The organism is Algoriphagus sp. NF (assembly GCF_028823735.1).
GTDB classification, from domain to species: domain Bacteria; phylum Bacteroidota; class Bacteroidia; order Cytophagales; family Cyclobacteriaceae; genus Algoriphagus; species Algoriphagus marincola.
In genome coordinates this window covers 26,579-45,410 of the sequence record NZ_JAPEIB010000018.1, presented here as the reverse complement: position 1 = coordinate 45,410, position 18,832 = coordinate 26,579, and the positions used below count along the sequence as shown (strand labels likewise).

Genomic DNA, 18,832 nt, shown 5'->3' with positions numbered 1-18,832 from the left:
GAATAATTCTAAAGCAGCCTTCGGGTTGCTTTTTTATTTTCCTAAATATCAAGAGCCAACTGAATTAGGTTTGAATTGATTTGGATGTACCAAAAATTTTGGGTTCTACTTTTTCACCGGACATCTGACACCGGACAACCAGTCCACAAAGGCGGTTCCAGCCAAAATGAGAAGAAAAATCACCAATTGGTTTAAAATCATATTTTCTACAAATCCCTTCTCCAAAATCCCTTCCAATCCTTACCTTTGGGCGACAGAAAAATAGCCCAATAATCATGGAAGAAACCATCAAAAAAATCCAATTGAATGACCTACACCTTGCCCTTGGTGGCAAAATGGTCCCATTTGCAGGTTTTAATATGCCTGTTCGCTACAGTTCAGACAAGGAAGAACATCTCTGCGTAAGAAATGGAGTTGGAGTGTTTGATGTTTCCCACATGGGTGAATTCTTGGTAGAGGGACCAAATGCCTTGGCACTGATCCAGAAAGTCTGCTCCAATGATGCCTCCAAACTAGTTGAAGGCCAGGCTCAATATTCCTGCTTTCCCAATGAAACCGGGGGAATCGTCGATGATCTAATCGTATACAAGTATTCCGACGAGAAATACATGCTAGTGGTGAATGCTTCCAATATCGAGAAGGATTGGAATTGGGTAAATCAACATAACACCATGGGAGCTGAACTGAAAAATATCTCAGATGAGCTTTCTCTTTTTGCCGTTCAGGGTCCGAAAGCCATTGAAGCCGTACAATCGCTGACCCCAGTCAATCTTTCAGAAGTGAAATTCTACCATTTTACTGTGGGTGAATTTGCCGGAGTGGCTGATGTGATCATTTCAGGAACTGGCTACACCGGTGCGGGAGGCTTTGAGATTTACGTAAAAAACGAGGATGCTGAAAAGGTGTGGAATGCCATTTTCGAAGCAGGCAAAGACTTTGACATCAAGCCTATCGGATTAGGAGCTCGCGATACTTTGCGGATGGAAATGGGTTATTGCCTCTATGGAAACGATATTGATGACACTACCTCTCCAATCGAAGCGGGCTTGGGCTGGATTACCAAGTTCACCAAGGATTTTATCAACTCCGAAGCCCTAAAAGCTCAAAAAGAGGCTGGAGTGACCAGAAAGCTAGTGGGCTTTGTCATGCAAGAGCGGGGAATTCCTCGGGGACATTATCCAATCGTGGATGCTTCCGGCGAACTGATCGGCGAAGTTACAAGCGGAACCATGTCTCCTTCTATGGAAGTAGGTATTGGTTTGGGCTATGTCAAGACAGAATTCAGCAAAGCAGGAACTGAAATTTTTATCCAAATCCGAAATAAAAGCTTGAAAGCTCAGGTAGAAAAGCTTCCTCTTTTGAAAGGATGAATCAATTAGAAGTTTGTTTTAGCCCAGAAATAATCCACCTCCACGAGCTTGAAGGAAAGATCGTAGTGGTGGTAGATATCTTCCGGGCCACTTCAACCATGGTCGCGGCACTTGCCAACGGAATCGAAGAGATCGAGACTTTTGCAGATTTGGAAACCTGCCGGACCATGAAGCAAAAAGGTTATCTAATTGCAGGAGAGCGAAATGGTCAAACGGTAGAGGGCTTTGACCTTGGGAATTCTCCGGTTGCTCTTCTGGACAACAGCTTTTCTGGTCAGAAATTGGCCATGACAACCACCAATGGGACTCTGGCTATTTCCAAATCTGAAGGGGCAGCTGAAATTCTTATCGGGGCCTTTCCCAATTTTTCAGCCACTGTCAAGTACATCCAAGACCAAGACAGGGATGTCCTTATCCATTGTGCCGGTTGGAAAGGTCGGTTCAACTTGGAGGATTCCCTTTATGCAGGAGCATTGGCTAAGGCCTTGGAATCCACACATGAAAGCAGTGATGATGGAGCCATGGCAATGAAAAGTCTCTTCGAAAAAGAAGGACATCAACTTAAAAAATACCTTGGCCAAGCCTCCCATGCCAAGCGACTACAAAACCACGGAATCGAAAAAGACATTGATTTTTGCTTGACCTTTGATTTGTATGAATTGGTGGGAAAGGTTGATGGGCAGGTTTTGAGGGCAATTTAATTGAACCTGACCTAATTCAGACCTAAGCCTAGATTTCTTTGCTCAACCGATTGGAAGCTGGAAGAATGAAGACCGAAGCTTGCGGAATTTGAACCTCAAAGATCAACCCAGATCTACGCATTTTACTTCTTAATAGAAGTAGAAATAGCAAGTTGGAAATTCGCCTAAACTTAGATTTTATTTTTCGACAATATTTACTTATTTAGGTAAATAAAATGACAGAGTTATGATAGGTTTTCTTTGGAGTATTTTCTGCCTAATATTCTTTATTGCTTTCCTTTTCTTTTTCTTCAAAGTTTTTTCATTAGGAATGAAAGCGTTATCGTACAATCAAAGAATTCTAGCTTCTCCTCCTCTTTTGATTGGAGTTCTAAGTTTATTTGCAGCACTTGCTTCTACCAATCAAGAAACAATGACCATAACTCCACCAGATGGGTACAAAACTAAAGTAAAAAGCATCCCTTACTCAAAAACCAACGATCTGTATGTCTATTACTTTGCCCACCGAGAGAGAGGGGAAATTCTTCCTCACGAGTCTGAAGCTTATCTAGGTGGGTTTACTTTAGGACGAAGATGGAAGCATTTCGGAGTTATTCAAAAAGGAGATAGCCTAGAAGTCACAGGCTCAATGAGATATTCGCTTATGGGATTAGAGTTTTATAGCCCAGGAACAGAACCTTTAATGGTAGCAATTGAGGAATAAAAAAAGCAATCATTCCAATTTTTTTAAAGGAGGCAAAATTGAGGTATTTTCAGCAATCATTATTCAAAACCAGCATGAGATACTTGTTTATTGCCTTACTTTCTATTTCTCTATTTTCCTGTAATAATTCTTCCACCCAAACCGAAAAGCCCCGAGTTGCCATTGCAGGCTTAGCCATCGAATCCAGTACTTTTTCTCCGGCCAGATCTACCGCCGAATCCTTCAAAGCCCGTATCGGTGAGGACATTTTCAATTATTATCCCTTTCTATCAGCCGATTCAGAAAATAGAGCCAGAGCCGAGTGGTTTCCAACCCTTCGAGGTCATGCCATACCCGGTGGGATGGTTACACGAGAAGCTTACGATTCGTTGGTCAATCTGACCCTCGAAATGCTTCGCGAAAACCTCCCCTACGACGGCTTGTTTTTTGACATTCATGGCGCCATGAGTGTAGAAGGCTTGGATGATCCCGAAGGAGATTTTATCATCAAAGTCCGTGAAGTGGTAGGCGATGAAACCCTGATTTCCACCTCCATGGATCTGCACGGGAATGTTTCCAAGCGATTAGCTGAAAATACAGACCTAATCACCTGCTATCGGATGGCCCCACATGAGGATGCCTTGGAATCCAAGCAACGAGCTTTGGAGAATCTTCTGGACAGGTTGGAAAACGGTAAAGGAAAGCCAGCCTATAAAGCCTGGATTCCAGTCCCCATCCTGCTTCCCGGAGAAAAAACAAGTACCCGAATCGAACCAGGAAAATCCCTTTATGCCAAAGTTGATCCAGAAACCAAGAAAGAAGGCGTCATCGATGCAGCTATTTGGATCGGCTACGCTTGGGCTGATGAGCCTCGCAATCATGCCGTAGTCATGGTCACAGGAGATGATGAAAAGGAAGTGAAAGAAAGTGCCGAATATTTAGCACAGAGTTTTTGGGATGTTCGACATGAATTTGATTTTGTGGCTCCGGTAGCCTATCTCGATGAGAGCTTGGAAATGGCCCTGAATAGTGACAAAAAGCCTTTTGTAATCTCGGACATGGGAGACAATCCCACCGCCGGAGGTGCAGGTGATGTAACATGGACCTTAAACGAACTGCTTCAAAGATCTGAATTTCAATCCGAATCTGGTCCTGAATTGATTTATGCTTCCATTCCAGGTCCCGACTTAATAGCTAAGGCTAAGGAGGCCGAAATAGGCTCTTTGATAGAAGGATTTGTAGGTGCGATGGTAGATGATCGATTTGCTCCCCCCCTTTTGCTAAAGGGGAAATTACTGGCTCTGAAAGACGGAGATCCCGACGCCAAAACAGAAATCGTCCTTCAAGTGGGTTCGATCAAAGTGATCGTTACCGAAAAGAGAAAGCCTTATCATCATGAAAAAGACTTTACCGACCTCGGTTTGGAGCCAAAAGGCACCGATATTTTGGTAGTAAAAATTGGGTACTTGGTACCTGAGCTATATGATCTCCGCGGTGACTGGATTATGGCCTTGACACCGGGCGGAGTAGATCAGGATTTGATAAGACTGGGACACAAACGCATCATACGTCCAATGTATCCATTGGATAAGGATATGGAAGACCCTGACTTGTCAGTTAGATGGATATCCGGCAAAAATTAACTCTTTAAATTAAATTATTTTCAGTTTATTTGGGAGCAATTTCAACGAAAATAAAAATTGAGACTAACCTATTATTTCATAATTCTACTGCTCACTATGAGTGTTTCCTGCCAGTCACAGCAACAAAAAGTCTTTCTTGAAGGATACGAAGTAAAATTGAACGGAGACGACCAATGTCGTCGTTTTTTTAAGACACAAGCAATTTCAGAGGAATTGGTCCAAACAAGTGTAGATGCGCTTGAATTAGTCTTTGAAGAAGGAAAATTAACTCAAAAATTCTTCTGGTCTTATGGTGATCGAGATGAGGTAGAACTTACTTTAGAGGAAAAAGGAATGGCTTATATTCCGGTTGTTCCTCATGATTTTTATATTTTCAAAACTAGTGACACTGGTAGCAGCTACCTCGGCGGCGACCTCCCAACTAACTTTAAGTTACCAAAGTTTGAAGAGCGCCCCTCTTTTCAATTCCTCGGAACGCTTTCATCCGAAACAGTAGGCCTCGAATGGTTGCCTTTTGATCTTCATTTAGCAGTCCCAATCTATGGAAACTTTTACCGTTTATTTATGGATTATTCAGACCCCCTAAATCCAAAAGTTTGGAATCCTGAGGAATACTTAGAGACCGGCTATGAAGATGAGTGGGTCAAGCATGACACAAAGCTTATTTTTGAGCAGAAATTCATGGAAACAGAAAAAATGGCTGAAATGCCAGAGATTCATCAAGGAAGCTCAGCTAGTCCCGGTCATTTGGGAATCCCACAGTGGATTCAAGGCCCTGATATACCAGACTGTCCTAAAACAAATAAAACCATGAAGTTTGTGGCCCAATTTTCATACGGTCTAGACGTAAAGCTTGCCAAAACCAATCTGGATTTACCAACAGAAGGCTATTATGCAGATCTACTAAACCGAATGAATTTCTGGAGTGACGGGGACTTGTATATTTTCATGAATCCTGAATCTAAAATGGTTTGCTATATCATACAACATACTTAATCAAAAAAGTAATTGCTTTCTGCTGTCTAATACTTTATGCAACATTTTGGAGTCTTAGTTTAATTTTCTAAAAAATCTCAAACAAAAAAGTCTGTTTTAAGAATATTGATTTCTGCTCTTAAAAGCCAACAATAGTCTTTTGACAAAGTGATTTTAGTCATCAAAGTTCGGTGAGATTTAGCCTATTCTTGTAGAAACAAAACCCGAAAAACATGTTTAAAAAGCACCCACTACAAGAAGAATTCCCTGAGTTTGAAGCAAAAATCCACGACTTGAAAACGGAAAATGAGCACTTCAAAAAGTTGTTTGAGAAATACGATGAGGTGGATCATGAAATCTACCGCGTAGAGTCAGATGCTGTGCCGGCTTCTGATGAGACGGCAAATCAACTTCGAATCAAGCGATTACATCTAAAAGATGAGATTTATAAGTTTTTGAAAGAAAACTAAGAAAAAAGGCTATCTCCTAATTAGTTTCTTTGTAAGTCTGTGAATTAAATAATCTTCGAAGATCAGAATAAGGGGATGACAGAGCAATCCAAAATAAACTTTTCTTTTGTCATTTTGCGATAAAATGCAGTTTTTATCGAAAACTTGTATGGTGTGGGCGCGGTAGGCTGGCGCAGCAGCGGGCCAGCGTCCGGCCTTGTGCGGATGGAGCTTTGCTGCGTCTTGAACTTTTGGTTCTTTTGGTTCAAGCCAAAAGAACAACAAGAAAAAAGAAAATGATTAATTGAAGCTGCAAGCGATTGATATATCTAAAACTAACTTTATGTTTTAAAGAATTGAACTTCGGAATAAATGAGATTTCTAGTAGCGCTTGATAACTTACAGTCTCGACATCGAATGTCAATCTCGGTATCCAACGTAGGACATTTCGACTACCTGCCTTTTGTGGTAAGATTCTTACCAGAGTACTAGCAATTGCTCAATGTGACAAGCTTTCCTTTGAGACAGCCTCATTTCAATTTCTCATTTTTTTGATGCCGGTCTTTATCCCGGATATTCTTCTTTTCGAAGTTTTTGCGAAGGGCTTCTGTCAAATCGACTCCCGTCTGATTAGCCAGACAGATCAATACCCAAAGTACATCAGCCATTTCATCTCCCAGGTCTTTTCCTTTGTCCGATTCTTTGAATGACTGCTCCCCATAAGTACGAGCCATAAGCCTGGCCAACTCCCCCACCTCTTCCATAAGTATGGTCATATTGGTTAGTTCATTGAAATAGCGAACACCGACTGTTTTGATCCACTGATCTACTTTTTCTTGGGCTTCAGCCAAGGTGATTTCTTGCTTAATTAAGTCCATAAAGAAATAATTTCGAATTTCATTCCGAAAGTAACTAAGAAAAAACAGAAGGGATTAGCTACTTTTCAGAAAAATCGGAAATATGAAGGCATTGGTCTACGAACAATTTCAAACTAGTCCAAAAATTCAGAAAGTTAAAGATCCCACCCCTGAGAAAAATGGCGTGGTGATCGAAGTCAAAGCAACTGGACTTTGTCGATCTGATTGGCATGGATGGATGGGGCATGATGAAGATATTGAATTACCGCACGTTCCGGGTCATGAGTTTGCAGGGATTGTTTCGGCTGTAGGTAAGAATGTAAAAAAATGGAAAATCGGAGATCGGGTGACTGTTCCTTTTGTTTGCGCCTGTGGAATCTGTCCTACCTGTGCCTCAGGAAACCAACATGTTTGTGATGATCAGTTTCAGCCAGGTTTTACCCATTGGGGATCGTTTGCAGAATATGTACGTATCGACAGGGCAAATACTAATCTGGTAGCTATTCCAGAAAGCATGGAATTTGAAACTGCAGCTAGCCTAGGTTGCCGCTTCGCCACTTCCTTTCGTGCGGTAGTAGATCAGGGAAAGGTATCTGGAGGACAATGGGTGGCTGTCTTTGGATGCGGAGGAGTGGGACTATCCGCTATCATGATTGCCAAAGCTTTGGGGGCACAAGTGATTGCGATTGATATTTCCGAGAAACAATTGCAAATAGCAAAAAAGCTTGGTGCAGATGTTCTTTTAAACCCATTGACTGAGTCAGCAATCCCAACAGCAATTCTAGAAATTACCCATGGCGGCGCTCATGTTTCTTTGGATTGTTTGGGTAAAAGTCTATTGGCTTATGATTCGGTGGCTAGCCTTAGAAAAAGAGGAAAACATATCCAAGTTGGTCTTCTTTTGGATTCAGAAAAAGACACAGCACTACCCATGAATTTGGTTATTGCCAAGGAACTGGAGATTTTAGGCAGTCATGGCATGCAAGCTTGGAGGTATCAGGAAATGATGGACATGATCTCAACTGGAAAGCTAAAACCAGAGTTATTAATCGGGAAAACCATTTCGCTCGAAGAAGCCACAAAAGCACTCCCTGAAATGAATAAATTTGAAAATCAAGGAATTACCATCATCAATCAATTCTAAAATGGGTCCAAAAGCAGAAAGTGTAGAAGAGTATTTCAGCTGGTTTCCAATCGAAAAGCAGGAAAAACTCCAACAAATAAGACAAACACTTAAAGAGGTTCTCCCTGAAGCAAAAGAGGTCATCAGCTATCACATGCCTGCATTCAAAACCTCAGAAGTCCTCGTTTACTATGCAGCTATGAAAAATCACCTGGGCTTTTACCCCACTGCTTCCGGAGTGAAAGCTTTTGCTGAGGAACTGAAGGATTACCCAACTTCAAAGGGAGTCGTACAGCTTCCTTATGAAGGAGATCTGCCTATAGGACTTATCCAAAAAATAGCACTTTTTCGCAAGGAAGAAGCTCTTCAAAAAGTAGCTGAAAAAGCCAAATCAACTAAGGCTCCTTAACTCCTGAATCAGGAGATCCAACTCAGACTCGGAATTATAAATATGCGTGGAAACCCTGATGGCGTTTAATCCTGCTTCATGAACTCCACGAATCCGGATCTTCTTCTGTCCAAGGGCTTTCGCAATGTCCCGATAATCAGTGTTAGGAATCCGAAAAGTCACTACCGAAATCCGAGACTCTCGTTCTTCGGGAGTGAGTATTTCCAATGTATCTAGCTGACTTAATGACTGATAGAGGTAGTCATTTAGCTCTCGAATTCTTGCTTCAGTCCTGGCCTTTCCTATTTCCTGATGAAAATCCACCGCAGCTACCACCCCTTCATGCATGGGAGTACTTTGGGTGCCATAATCGTAGCGATGGGCCGAATCGGTATAGCCACCGAAATGCACCTCCTTGTCATTCAAAACCCAACTTTTCTCGGACTTAGCTCCGACATGTAAGGCTTGTAAGGTATCAAGCAGTTCTTCTCGCACGAACAGAAAGCCCGTACCATTGGGTCCAAGCATCCATTTATGAAAGCAACCTGCATAAAAGTCGCAACCCAGATCTTTGAGATTTAAGTCGAAAGTGCCGGCACCATGCGCACCGTCAATGGCCGTCCAAATCCCCTTTTTTCTGGCAAATTCAGAAATTTCCCGAATCGGAAAGACTGTGCCCGTCGTACAAGTCACGTGAGGAATGGCTATAGCTTTGGTACGAGAAGAGACTAGGTTTTTGATCGTTTCAAAATTTTCCTCACTCGTATCCTCTGGCTCAAATACCCTTAAGACAATCCCGTCTAATTTCATGCGGTTAAGCCAAGGGATAGCATTTCCCGCATGCTCATGTGTAGTCACAATTACTTCATCACCTGCTTGTAAAGGAAGGCCCTGTGCCATAATATTGATCCCCTCCGTAGTGTTATGGGTCAAGGAAATCTCAGTTGGCTTTGCCCCAAAAAACTCAGCAATTTTCTCCCTTCCAGATCCGGGATTCCCGTAATTCCCGGTGCGATTGGTTTTTTCAAATGAATCTTGAACCGCCTTGAGCACAGGAAAAGGAGAAGGTCCAAATGTCCCGTTATTCAAATAGATACGATCTTTTTCCAAAGGAAATTGAAGGCGAATCTGCTCCCAGGATTGTTGGTTTAGAGGCATGGATAAACCAGGAAACTCCAAGCTATTCCAGGCTGCAGGAGCCATCCAAGCCAGACCCATTTTTTGAAGGAAACTTCTTCTCGAGTTCATACGATGATTTTGAAAAAATAAAATACATCTTTTAATTCAAAAAGCAGTTCGATCTTTTGAATTCGGATATAGGGTTATTTTGATGGTAATTCGAAAATCTGATCCACAGCAACTGGCACATCCTCGGGATAGTGGCTGACAAAAATCAAACTGATACCTGAGAGTTCACAGAGCTTTTGAACAGTCTGGGTAAAAAGCATCCGTTGGGCGAGATCCAGACCTTGTGAAGCTTCGTCCAAAATCAATAGTCTTGGCTTTTTGATCAAGGCACGGGCGAGAAGTGCCCACCGCTGTTGGTCCAATGAAATTCTTTGAATGGGATGCTCGGCCACATTTTCCAATTCAAATACTTTCATCCATTTTAAAGCCAGTTCTTCCTCTTCAGCATTGACTTTTTTAAACAAACCCATGGTATCAAATAAACCGCTCAAGATTACTTTTCTACAGGTTTGATTGGATGGAAAAAAACGTACTAGTTCGGGAGCGACAAATCCGGTAGGTTTCTTGATATCCCAAATAGATTCTCCAGTTCCTCTTTTTCTACCAAAAAGCCAAATATTTTGAGAATAGGCCTGCGGATTTTCACCAATCAAAAGTGAAATTAGTGTAGACTTTCCAGATCCATTTACCCCTTTTAAAAGCCAACGTTCTCCAGCCTGAATTTCCCAGTTGACCGCATCCAAGATGATCTTTTCCTCGTAGCTGATGGTCACCTTTTCCAAAACTACCAAAGGATCATCACTAGCATTTTTTTGAGGCAATAAACTTTGAAACAGTTCCCAATCCCAAGCTTTTTCACCGATGCGATTTGACATGGGTGAAAAATCCGCTGAATGCCAGATATTGGTAATTCCATGTTGAACCAGAAGACCAATTTTCTGAATACCTGAAGGAATATCCTGAGGATTGCAAGTAATCAAAATTTGCACTCCTTCCTTTTGAATGGCATTAATTATCTCCCCAAAAGCCGCCCGACTTTCTATATCTAGTCCTGTGGTTGGATGATCCATCAAGAAAATATCGGGTTGACGCATCAATCCTGCTGCAATAGCCAAGCGCCTAGTTTCTCCATTGGAAAGTTTCAGGAGTGATTCCTCACGTAGATCCTTCAAGTACAGTAATTCAAGTACCTTTTCCAGAGTCCAAGGTCCCTCTTGCCTGGACTGAACAGTTGACAAATATTTTTCTACTGTTTCTGTTTCTTCTGATTCAGCCGAATTGAAGCGTTGCTGAAAGTAAAAGTTCTGTTGATTGAATTTATTTCTGAATTCATAGCGCTGGGATACATAGGCCATAAGGTCACGAAAACTGGCCACCTCCTTTTGCTGTCTTTTTACACTTAAATATTGATCAGCAAAAGGTCTAGTGACAGTTCCTGACTTGACAACTGTATTCCCGCGGAGGGTTTCCAGAAAGGCAGTTTGTAGCCAACCAGATTCGCTTAGGATAGCCCAACTTTCACCTGAATCCCAAAAAAAATCCAAATCTGAAAAAGCGGTTTTTCCTTTAAAAATTATTTGTCCAGTGGATATTTTTATGAGAGGTGCAGTCAATTAAATCGAATATTTAAAGCAAAAAGGAATAGGGAAATTGAGATTGAATTAACGAAAAAAACCAAAAATTCAAATTCATCCCGAATACCAGTAGAATTATTAAATGCAACATTTTTGCATTTATAATGATACTAAATCAATTTTTAAATTAAAATAATCACATTTTTTCCTTTTTAATTTTTAATAATAATTTTCAGGTTTTATATTGACCTAAGTTTTAAACTTTATCTTTTACTAATTCTAACAACTATCTTATGCTTAAATTTTCCAAAATGCGAGAGATTCCTTCTGGTTTCAATCGCTTCTTTAAACCACTACCTGGGAGGTCCTCTTTAGGTTTTACCTTAGCTACCGCAGCTGGACTTCTGACTTTCACAGCATGTTCTGAATTAAGTCAGGATACCGTCGTTCAAACACAAGCGGTGGATCAGAGTCGAACCTTTGAGTTACCCCAACAACCAGAAGGAGAACCTGTAGTCATCACCGTACCTAAGGCTGACGAATCTCTTGCTGATGCTAATGCAAGGACGAGAGGCGGTGGGTCTGAACGTGTCCGTTTTAATATACAATTAGAATTTTTGACACCAGTGACTGCCGCACAAGAACAAGTCTTTAGGGAGTCGGCTGCCAGATGGGAGCAAATCATTATCAAAGATGTACCCAACATTTCAGGTCCAATTCCTGGTGCTTTTGGGGGCTTTGTTATCCCTGCAGGAGAGCAAGTGGATGACATAGTTATCGAAGTTGTACTTACAAATATTGATGGACCAGGTAATATCTTAGGAGCTGCAGGGCCTAATTTCATTCGATTTGCAGATAATTTACCTCTTTCAGGATTCATGTTCTTTGATACCTCAGACTTAGCAGTTTTGGAAGCATTTAATCTTTTTGATGAAGTAATTATTCATGAAATGGGGCATGTATTAGGTATAGGTACTGTTTGGGATTTGACTTTTGATGGGGTAAACTTTGAAAGGCAACTTATAGCAGGCACTCCAGAAAACCCATTCTTTACGGGTAGGTTTGGAAATATCCACTGGAGAGCAGCGGGTGGAGAGAATGCCCTTCCTATAGAAGGTGCAGCAGCAGGACCAGGTACAGCATTTTCTCATTGGAGTGAAGACATCCTCGATAATGAGTTAATGACAGGATTCTTAAACCTAGGTGTCAATCCACTCAGCCGAATTACCGCTGGTTCACTTAGAGATCTTGGATATGGCGTAGCATTAGTAGGAGATCCTTATTCTGTAAGAGATCAAATAGTTGCTCGATTGAATACAGAGGCAGGTGAAGGAATTCACATCGCTGAGCGAGAGATTCTATACAAGCCAAAAGGTTATATTAAGGTAGAATAGCTTAAATCAAATCTTCAAAAAGTGCCCTTAATTCGATTTTGGGCACTTTTTTCATACCTTATTCTTGGTATCGATACTGATGGTGACCGGTCCATCATTTATCAGAGCAACTTTCATATCGGCCCCGAACTCACCGGTTCCAATCTTTTTTCCCAATTCAATTTCAAGAGCTTGGATCATCTTTTCGTAAAGTGGAATCGCTACAGGAGGCTTGGCTGCTTTAATGTAAGAAGGACGGTTTCCCTTTTTGGTACTCGCATGTAAAGTAAACTGGGAAATCAATAAAATATCACCACCTACATCCAGCAAACTTCGATTCATCACTTCCTGATCATCAGGGAAAATTCTAAGATTGACGATTTTCTTCGAAAGCCATTCGATATCTTCTTCTGTATCTGCATCCTCAATCCCCAACAAAACCATCAATCCCAATTCAATTTCAGATTTGATTTTGGCTTCAATTTTGACAGAAGCTTCGGATACCCGTTGGATTACTGCAATCATATTATTTTTTGGCTGTTAGGTCCTGCATCTCGCCCGAACTGATTCGCTCAAGTCCTTTTCTCATGGGGTCTAAATCCACCATAACCATGGACTTTGCTACCTGATAGTCATAGATAGGACGGAAGTTTTTGAAGAGCTTCAACCATACCAATGGTTTCATCAGAATGGTAGCCACTTGCTCCCCAAAACGAAATTCGGAGCGATTTCCTAATAGAAGGGAAGGCTGATAAATCTTCAAGCGATCAAACCCGGTTTTTTCTAGATCCTGCTCAGTTTGTCCTTTGACTTTATTATAAAAAATAGAAGAATCTGCATCTGCCCCAGTAGCCGATACATAATGAAAGGATTTGGCTCCCAAGCTTTTTGCCCATTTTGCAAAGCCGATCACCAAATCATGATCAATCTCAAAGAAACGTTCCTTTGAACCTGCATTTTTGATGGTAGTCCCCAAAGAACAAAAAGCTGAAATTTCACAGTTTTCATTCTCAATGGCCTTCACTAATTCTTGATATTCCCCGCCAAGGCTTTTAGAATTGATTTCATTCTGCCAGTCCCAATCCTGAATCTTTGAAAGATCACCTGAAATCTGAATGAGCTTTGGATCCTTTAAGGCAAGCGTCCTCCGACCTACGCTGATGATGTAATCGAATGAATTACATTTCAGCAATTGATGTAACAATTGCATTCCGATAAGCCCGGAAGTACCAGAAATAAGGGCTATGTTCATATTCCAAAAGCATTTTCAAAGCAAGCTTCCATTTCTTTTTCCAAGGTTTGATTCTTGTCCTTGGCATACCAAAGATGGACCTCTTCAATAAATTCTTTGAAGGTCTTTCCTTGAGGATTTTCTTTAAAGTCACGATGCTTTTCAATCAAATACTGTGGTTTGGGTCCCCAAGTAAAAAACTCTCGCTGCAATCCAGGGCTCAAAGCGACCAATTTTGGTATGGATCGAGCGCCGTTTGTAAGGTGAGCATCCATGATATCCAGGTTTTCATCCCGAAGGATCAATCTTACCTGAATTTTTGGGTTGAATTCTGCAAGTTTATAGATGTAAGGAATGTTTTGACCGGCATCTCCACACCAAGCCTCCGTGATAATCAGCCAAATCTGAGGAGGAAGTTTCTTAACCTTTTCTACCATTCGATCAGAAACTTTGGCGATTTTATCCCATTTACGCATTCGTTGAATGGCAATACGAGTGTAATCGATATAAGCCTGGGATTGATTCTCTCCTGTCGTTTTGCCTTGAGCAAAAAGTCTATCAGCCAGATCTTTATACTCTTGATAAGTCATCGCCCCGGCAATGGTATCGGCGGTGATTGCTTGCGTTTTAGTCACTTGTTCCAGCATAGATGGTTGGATGGATTTGTGAGACTAACAGCAGGATTTACAGCTGAGTTCGTTCCCAGTCCAAAAACTCCTCCACTTCATCCTTGAGCTTGGCAAAGACAGCCAAAATCACCGAAAGATCATCAGCAAAGCCAAAAACTCCCAGAAAATCCGGGATGATATCTATAGGAGATAAAAAATAAACCAAGGCCAATACAACCAAGCCTAAGGTTGAGCTCGAGAGCTTTTTGACACCGGAGAAATGAGCCTTGAGCATACGAATAAAAATGGAAATCGGCTCCACTAACTTCTTGACACGGGGATTACCCCCAAAGTCTACCAGCTTTTGCTTTACTCCAGCAATCAATTCTTTGATCTTTCCTTCTTTTTGGGCCAAGCCTTCTACCTGCTTGCCAAATAGAGCTTTTGCTTGATCGAGTAGCTGATGGGCTTTATCGCTGATTTTTGACATGGCTATTAGAAATAAATATTGATCTCTGACTTGACCTGTTTTAAAGCAAAAGCAATGGCGTCATTTTTTCGCTCCAAGGACAAAGCGAATATGGCTTTGGCCAAATCCATACCCTTTGATTGCTCTTCTCCTAGGCCTTGTCGACTTAGGTTGATAATGGTCGTGACTTCCTCGATCGCTCTTTTGACAGCTTCCCAGGTTTCCTCTGAGAAATAAACCTGTTGGGAATAATTATGGCTAAACTCCTCCCGCACTTCAGACAAAAGCACGGAATGCAACTCTGCAGCAGTCATCCCTGAGGCATTGGCACGTCGGACCAGATTATTTGGAGTGATACGCTCCAGCAACAGGCATAAGCGCTCAGCGGCCTGAAGTCTTACTGGTAAAATAGTCTGTGAATTTTGGGTTTTCAACTCAATGAGCATTTTCTCACGCTCTTTGGAGATAAATGACACGATGACTAAGTACATGCCATAGAGTACTACTCCTGCAGGGAGTACAATTTTGAGTAATTCTACTAAATAGTCCATAAATCAGATCTAGAATGTCCGAATATCCTAAAATTATCCGGCCTTATAAACGTATCCTTGTGTAAATTTGTAAAGTCTTCGAACCAATTTCCTGCCAAAAACATTCGAAATACATGCTCACCCCGATAAGTATTAGCGAAAAAGCAGAAGCTGAAATCAAAAACATCATTCAGCACAAAAATATTCCTTTGGATTATTTCCTCCGAGTGGGAGTCAAAGGCGGCGGATGTGGGGGTATGTCCTATGCTTTAGGCTTTGACAAACCGAAGGAAGAGGATCAAAAATTCGAAATCAATGGCATACCCGTTTTAATCGAAAAACGTCATTACATGTTTCTGATGGGAATGCAGATTGACTTTTTTGAAGGAGATGAAGCTCGGGGATTCACTTTTGTCAATCCAGACCTGCCAAAAAGACACGATCAATAGCTTTTATTTGTAAATTCATGGAAAGACCTAAGCCATGAAGAAACAGCATTTTATTCTTTCATTCCTCTGCATCCTTTGCTTTGCAGCCAATGCTCAAGAGGTAAAAAGACTTGAGGATGGACAGTCTCCCGGAAAGGGAAACCTTTCTCAGGTAAGTTGGCTAGAAGGATTTTGGTCAGGTCCCGGCTTGGGTGGTGACTGTGAGGAGGTTTGGCTTCCTGCTAGAGACGGGCAAATGATGGGGACTTTTCGTTTTTTTGATCAAGGAAAGCTCATCTTTAGTGAGTTGTTTTTCCTAAGTGAAGAAAATGGATCTATGACCTTGAAGCTAAAGCACTTCAGCGCAGATTTGACAGCTTGGGAAGATAAAGATGAATGGGTAGAATTCCGCCTAATTGAAATCGAGAATCAGACGATTTGGTTGGATGGATTGACGATGAAGAGGGAAGGCGAAAATTTGACTGTTTGGGTGGAATTGGAAAGTGGGGACCAATCGAGCATTGCTGCTTTTGAATACACAAAGAGGGATTTTTAATAATCCTCGAAACCCGGCTTTACCAAATCCCAAAACTCATCTAAAGCTATCATCCTGGGTTTAAGAAAACTGATAATTTCAGGCCATTCTTCTTCATTTAGCACATTGACTCCAGGTTTGACTTTTTCGATTTTGGAAATCACCTGACCAAATTCATTTTGTTCGTGTAGTTTCCAATCCCAAGCTTCTCCGGTATTTTGCTCCAAGATTTTGCGAAGCTGTCCAAACTGCTCAAAAAACAACTCCTGAAGCTCCTCATCCCGATGGGTAATTTCAATTCCGATTGAGGCAAAGCCTCGCTCAGCTTTCATCCGAAAATAAATTTCCTTGACCCCTGTCTTATAATTCTGCCAGTTGACACGGCGGCCTTGGGCATTGGGAATGGGACGCATGTAAGCACCAAAAGCCGTCCAGAAGCTTTTTCGGATTCGGGAAAGTTCCGCTTTGGTGTACATCTTAGTAAGACTTATGCGAGTCCTTGGGCAATACGATTATAAAGTCTCCTCCTGAGGCATTGGACTCATCCAAACTATCCAGTTGATCTTGCTCTACTGTATGGATATTGATGATTTTTTTGTCCGGGAAACTCCTTTTGACATACCATAGAATCCCCTCTCCTTCTTTGCTATGGTAGGAGCCATTGACATGGTAGATTTGTTTTCCCTGCTTTAAGGATTCAAAAAGTGATTCCCCCATCGTGGCATCTTTGAGTGCCTGGGCCTGAATCATATAATCTGAATTACCTGGTGCCCCGTGCATCATTCCTCGCATAGCCTCATAGCCCGGCAGCGTCATATCAATTGCGACTGGAAGTGTAGCGAAATAGGCTTTGGCTTCATCGCTCAAGGAATCCAAAGTTTCAATACCTCCCCTGCTGACCAGCGATGCATAGCGCCTTGGTACATTTGAGGCGATGAATGGGATTTGATTTTCTTTAGCAAAAAGCATCAGGGGTTTGTAATCAGTGAGGTAATTATTCCAGAGCTTGGCCTCCGTCTCAAAGTTCTTATCCGTGATTTTTCCGGCCATCCACTCGTCGATCAAAAGCTGATCATCTCGCTCAAAAAACTCGGAGGCAAACACAAGGCGATCATTTTCCTCTGAAAGTGACTTAAAAACTTGTAGCTGTAGCCAATGAGCAAGACTATTATTATGTAGTTCTCCAAAGAATACAAGATCAGCTTTTTTTGACTCCTTCGCCATCTTTTCGAAACTTATGGCTTTGCCTTTGGAATCAAATATCTGATATGGAACTCCCTGTCCCATTAAGGACTGGAGGGACAAAATGAAAATCGTAAGAGCAAAAATGGAATTACGCATAATCTTCCGGGTATTGAATTTGAACAGCTGAATACTTCACCAACCCACCGAGAGCAGGACCATGTTTTTTCAATGTCAGTCGAATCTCCTTGGTTTTTGGATAGGCCTCCAAAATATCTTGCACGATCAGGTGTCCCAGATGCTCGAGAAGCTTCACTTTGACATCCATTCTTCCTTTGATGATTCGATAAAGTACGGAGTAATCAACGGTGGCTTTTAAATCATCATGCAGCATCGCATCCCGAAATTCGGTCTCTAATTCGAGATCTAATGTGAAGCGATTTCCGAGAATAGACTCCTCCGGATAGGCTCCATGATAGGCATGGAATTCAATTCCTTCCAGTGATACTTTTCCCATTAGTCGAATTGGTCAAAAAATGATCCTGATTGATTTGCATCGTCTTTTGGCTGCGGCTTAGGCGGAGCTTGCTGATTTTTGATCTCCACTTTTTTAGGCTCCTCTTCCTCATCCTGCGCCTCCTCAGATTGATCCGAAACTTCTTCCTCTACATCCATTTCAGGCTGTACATCCGGGGTGCTATCGTGGATTTCGATTTCGATTTCCTCCTCGATGATTTCCATTTCCTCCAATGGATCTTCTACCACTTCCTCTTCTACTTTCACTTGAGTATTGCCCATTGATTGGGAAAGCTGTTCAGATAAAGATTCAAGATTGGCAAATGTAAAAGCCTGCGAGCGACTCAGTTCATCCACTGCCCGAGCGTGAGCCTTGGCGTCGATCCGATTGAAATGTGCGTCAGAAAGATCAATCTGATTCAGCATATCCTGCGATATTCTGCGAAGACTTTTGACCAAAAGTTCCCGCTGCTCGACCAAGCTTTCGTAGCTTCTGACCAAGCCTTGCATGCTTTCTCTGAGTTCCACGATCGTGTCTTTAGCTTTGCTCTCAGCAGCTGCGATGATGACTGCCGCATCCGCATCGGCCTTTTTCTTTGCTTCGCCGATGATCTTATCTGCGTAATCATTCGCATTCTTTGCGCTGACATTTGCCTCTTCGATGATTTGATCGGCTGCTGCATTTGCCTCTTCGATAATACTAGCTCCTGTGTCCTCAGCGGTCTTCAAAGTCCTGAAAAGCGAATCCTCTACATCCTTCAGGCGCTTGGCTTCTGCTTCTGTCTGTTGAAGTTTACTTTTCAATTCAAGATTTTCCTGATTGAGCTGCTCATAAGCTTGACTCACTTGCTCTAGAAATTCCTCTACTTGTTTTTTTTCGTAACCTCGGAAGCCAGTTTCGAAGGATTTCTTGCGTATTTCGGTAGGTGATATTTTCATTTTTTTAATGTCTTTTTTATCGGCAAAATCCACTTAAGTACCATTTAGGTAGAGTGGAATTTCTTTAAACA

General features: G+C 41.8%; 23 protein-coding genes. 11 read left to right on the top strand and 12 right to left on the bottom strand.

Translation table 11 applies throughout. The features are described 5' to 3' along the window. Window positions 1-275: 275 nt before the first annotated feature. From gcvT to OU792_RS10310, 6 genes are all read left to right on the top strand, one after another. Entirely contained in the window at window positions 276-1,370 is a 1,095-nt protein-coding gene (gene gcvT, locus OU792_RS10335) for a glycine cleavage system aminomethyltransferase GcvT (protein ID WP_134203093.1), read from the top strand. Next, window positions 1,367-2,071, top strand: coding sequence for a 2-phosphosulfolactate phosphatase (locus tag OU792_RS10330; RefSeq protein ID WP_274670116.1), 705 nt, complete (start codon window positions 1,367-1,369; stop codon window positions 2,069-2,071). The genes gcvT and OU792_RS10330 overlap by 4 nt, the downstream gene beginning before the upstream one ends. 310 nt (window positions 2,072-2,381) lie before the next feature. Continuing rightward, on the top strand, window positions 2,382-2,774 hold the full coding sequence (locus OU792_RS10325; protein ID WP_274670115.1) for a hypothetical protein: 393 nt from the start codon (window positions 2,382-2,384) through the stop codon (window positions 2,772-2,774). 74 nt (window positions 2,775-2,848) lie between these two features. Beyond that, window positions 2,849-4,396, top strand: coding sequence for a M81 family metallopeptidase (locus OU792_RS10320; RefSeq protein ID WP_274670114.1), 1,548 nt, complete (start codon window positions 2,849-2,851; stop codon window positions 4,394-4,396). Between the two features lie 96 nt (window positions 4,397-4,492). After that, entirely contained in the window at window positions 4,493-5,392 is a 900-nt protein-coding gene (locus OU792_RS10315; protein ID WP_274670113.1) for a hypothetical protein, read from the top strand. A gap of 212 nt (window positions 5,393-5,604) precedes the next feature. Beyond that, entirely contained in the window at window positions 5,605-5,841 is a 237-nt protein-coding gene (locus OU792_RS10310) for a YdcH family protein (protein WP_274670112.1), read from the top strand. A gap of 509 nt (window positions 5,842-6,350) precedes the next feature. Here the strand turns inward: OU792_RS10310 and OU792_RS10305 are convergent. Further along, entirely contained in the window at window positions 6,351-6,698 is a 348-nt protein-coding gene (locus tag OU792_RS10305; protein ID WP_208325326.1) for a nucleotide pyrophosphohydrolase, read from the bottom strand. Between the two features lie 82 nt (window positions 6,699-6,780). Here OU792_RS10305 and OU792_RS10300 point away from each other — a divergent pair, with 82 nt between their 5' ends. Together OU792_RS10300 and OU792_RS10295 are read left to right on the top strand one after the other, a co-directional pair. Beyond that, window positions 6,781-7,821: a zinc-dependent alcohol dehydrogenase family protein gene (locus OU792_RS10300; RefSeq protein ID WP_274670111.1), complete on the top strand. Its 1,041-nt coding sequence runs from the start codon at window positions 6,781-6,783 to the stop codon at window positions 7,819-7,821. Window position 7,822: 1 nt separating this feature from the next. Beyond that, window positions 7,823-8,209 (top strand): iron chaperone, encoded by a 387-nt coding sequence (locus tag OU792_RS10295; RefSeq protein WP_274670110.1) that lies wholly within the window; start codon window positions 7,823-7,825, stop codon window positions 8,207-8,209. On the opposite strand, the gene OU792_RS10290 is transcribed toward OU792_RS10295, so the two are convergent. Together OU792_RS10290 and OU792_RS10285 are read right to left on the bottom strand one after the other, a co-directional pair. Next, the gene (locus OU792_RS10290; protein ID WP_274670109.1) at window positions 8,192-9,436 is read right to left on the bottom strand and encodes an aminotransferase class V-fold PLP-dependent enzyme; all 1,245 of its coding nucleotides are present in this window, start codon (window positions 9,434-9,436) and stop codon (window positions 8,192-8,194) included. The two genes, OU792_RS10295 and OU792_RS10290, sit on opposite strands and share 18 nt — an antisense overlap. Before the next feature lie 74 nt (window positions 9,437-9,510). Next, entirely contained in the window at window positions 9,511-10,920 is a 1,410-nt protein-coding gene (locus OU792_RS10285) for an ATP-binding cassette domain-containing protein (RefSeq protein WP_246628778.1), read from the bottom strand. Window positions 10,921-11,243: 323 nt separating this feature from the next. Between OU792_RS10285 and OU792_RS10280 the strand changes: the two genes are divergently transcribed. Next, complete coding sequence (locus tag OU792_RS10280; protein ID WP_051260854.1) at window positions 11,244-12,344, top strand: leishmanolysin-related zinc metalloendopeptidase; 1,101 nt, start codon at window positions 11,244-11,246, stop codon at window positions 12,342-12,344. A gap of 51 nt (window positions 12,345-12,395) precedes the next feature. Here the strand turns inward: OU792_RS10280 and dtd are convergent, their stop codons facing one another. From dtd to OU792_RS10255, 5 genes are read right to left on the bottom strand one after another with little or no spacing between them, the layout of a single operon-like run. Continuing rightward, on the bottom strand, window positions 12,396-12,848 hold the full coding sequence (dtd, locus tag OU792_RS10275; RefSeq protein ID WP_222583654.1) for a D-aminoacyl-tRNA deacylase: 453 nt from the start codon (window positions 12,846-12,848) through the stop codon (window positions 12,396-12,398). Between the two features lies 1 nt (window position 12,849). Next, window positions 12,850-13,575, bottom strand: coding sequence for an oxidoreductase (locus OU792_RS10270; protein ID WP_222583655.1), 726 nt, complete (start codon window positions 13,573-13,575; stop codon window positions 12,850-12,852). Further along, window positions 13,572-14,201 (bottom strand): thioredoxin family protein, encoded by a 630-nt coding sequence (locus OU792_RS10265; RefSeq protein ID WP_222583656.1) that lies wholly within the window; start codon window positions 14,199-14,201, stop codon window positions 13,572-13,574. Before OU792_RS10265 ends, OU792_RS10270 begins: the two co-directional genes overlap by 4 nt. A 37-nt stretch (window positions 14,202-14,238) precedes the next feature. Beyond that, window positions 14,239-14,652, bottom strand: a complete 414-nt coding sequence (locus OU792_RS10260) for a YkvA family protein (protein WP_026947222.1) — start codon at window positions 14,650-14,652, stop codon at window positions 14,239-14,241. A gap of 5 nt (window positions 14,653-14,657) precedes the next feature. Beyond that, window positions 14,658-15,182, bottom strand: a complete 525-nt coding sequence (locus tag OU792_RS10255; protein WP_026947221.1) for a DUF7935 family protein — start codon at window positions 15,180-15,182, stop codon at window positions 14,658-14,660. A gap of 113 nt (window positions 15,183-15,295) precedes the next feature. On the opposite strand from OU792_RS10255, the gene OU792_RS10250 reads away from it, so the two are divergent. Both OU792_RS10250 and OU792_RS10245 read left to right on the top strand, forming a co-directional pair. Further along, on the top strand, window positions 15,296-15,610 hold the full coding sequence (locus OU792_RS10250) for a HesB/IscA family protein (protein WP_024283086.1): 315 nt from the start codon (window positions 15,296-15,298) through the stop codon (window positions 15,608-15,610). Between the two features lie 34 nt (window positions 15,611-15,644). Further along, window positions 15,645-16,145, top strand: coding sequence for a DUF6265 family protein (locus OU792_RS10245; protein WP_274670108.1), 501 nt, complete (start codon window positions 15,645-15,647; stop codon window positions 16,143-16,145). On the opposite strand, the gene OU792_RS10240 is transcribed toward OU792_RS10245, so the two are convergent. From OU792_RS10240 to OU792_RS10225, 4 genes are read right to left on the bottom strand one after another with little or no spacing between them, the layout of a single operon-like run. Then, window positions 16,142-16,600, bottom strand: a complete 459-nt coding sequence (locus OU792_RS10240) for a DUF4268 domain-containing protein (protein ID WP_274670107.1) — start codon at window positions 16,598-16,600, stop codon at window positions 16,142-16,144. The genes OU792_RS10245 and OU792_RS10240 overlap by 4 nt on opposite strands. A 1-nt stretch (window position 16,601) precedes the next feature. Beyond that, window positions 16,602-17,465 (bottom strand): ChaN family lipoprotein, encoded by an 864-nt coding sequence (locus tag OU792_RS10235; protein ID WP_274670106.1) that lies wholly within the window; start codon window positions 17,463-17,465, stop codon window positions 16,602-16,604. Then, window positions 17,458-17,823 carry a dihydroneopterin aldolase gene (gene folB / locus OU792_RS10230; protein WP_026947216.1) on the bottom strand — a complete coding sequence of 122 codons (366 nt, stop codon included), beginning with the start codon at window positions 17,821-17,823 and terminating at the stop codon, window positions 17,458-17,460. The genes OU792_RS10235 and folB overlap by 8 nt, the downstream gene beginning before the upstream one ends. Then, a complete protein-coding gene (locus OU792_RS10225; protein WP_274670105.1) occupies window positions 17,823-18,761 on the bottom strand; it encodes a DivIVA domain-containing protein in 939 nt (312 codons plus the stop codon). The genes folB and OU792_RS10225 overlap by 1 nt, the downstream gene beginning before the upstream one ends. Window positions 18,762-18,832 lie beyond the last annotated feature (71 nt).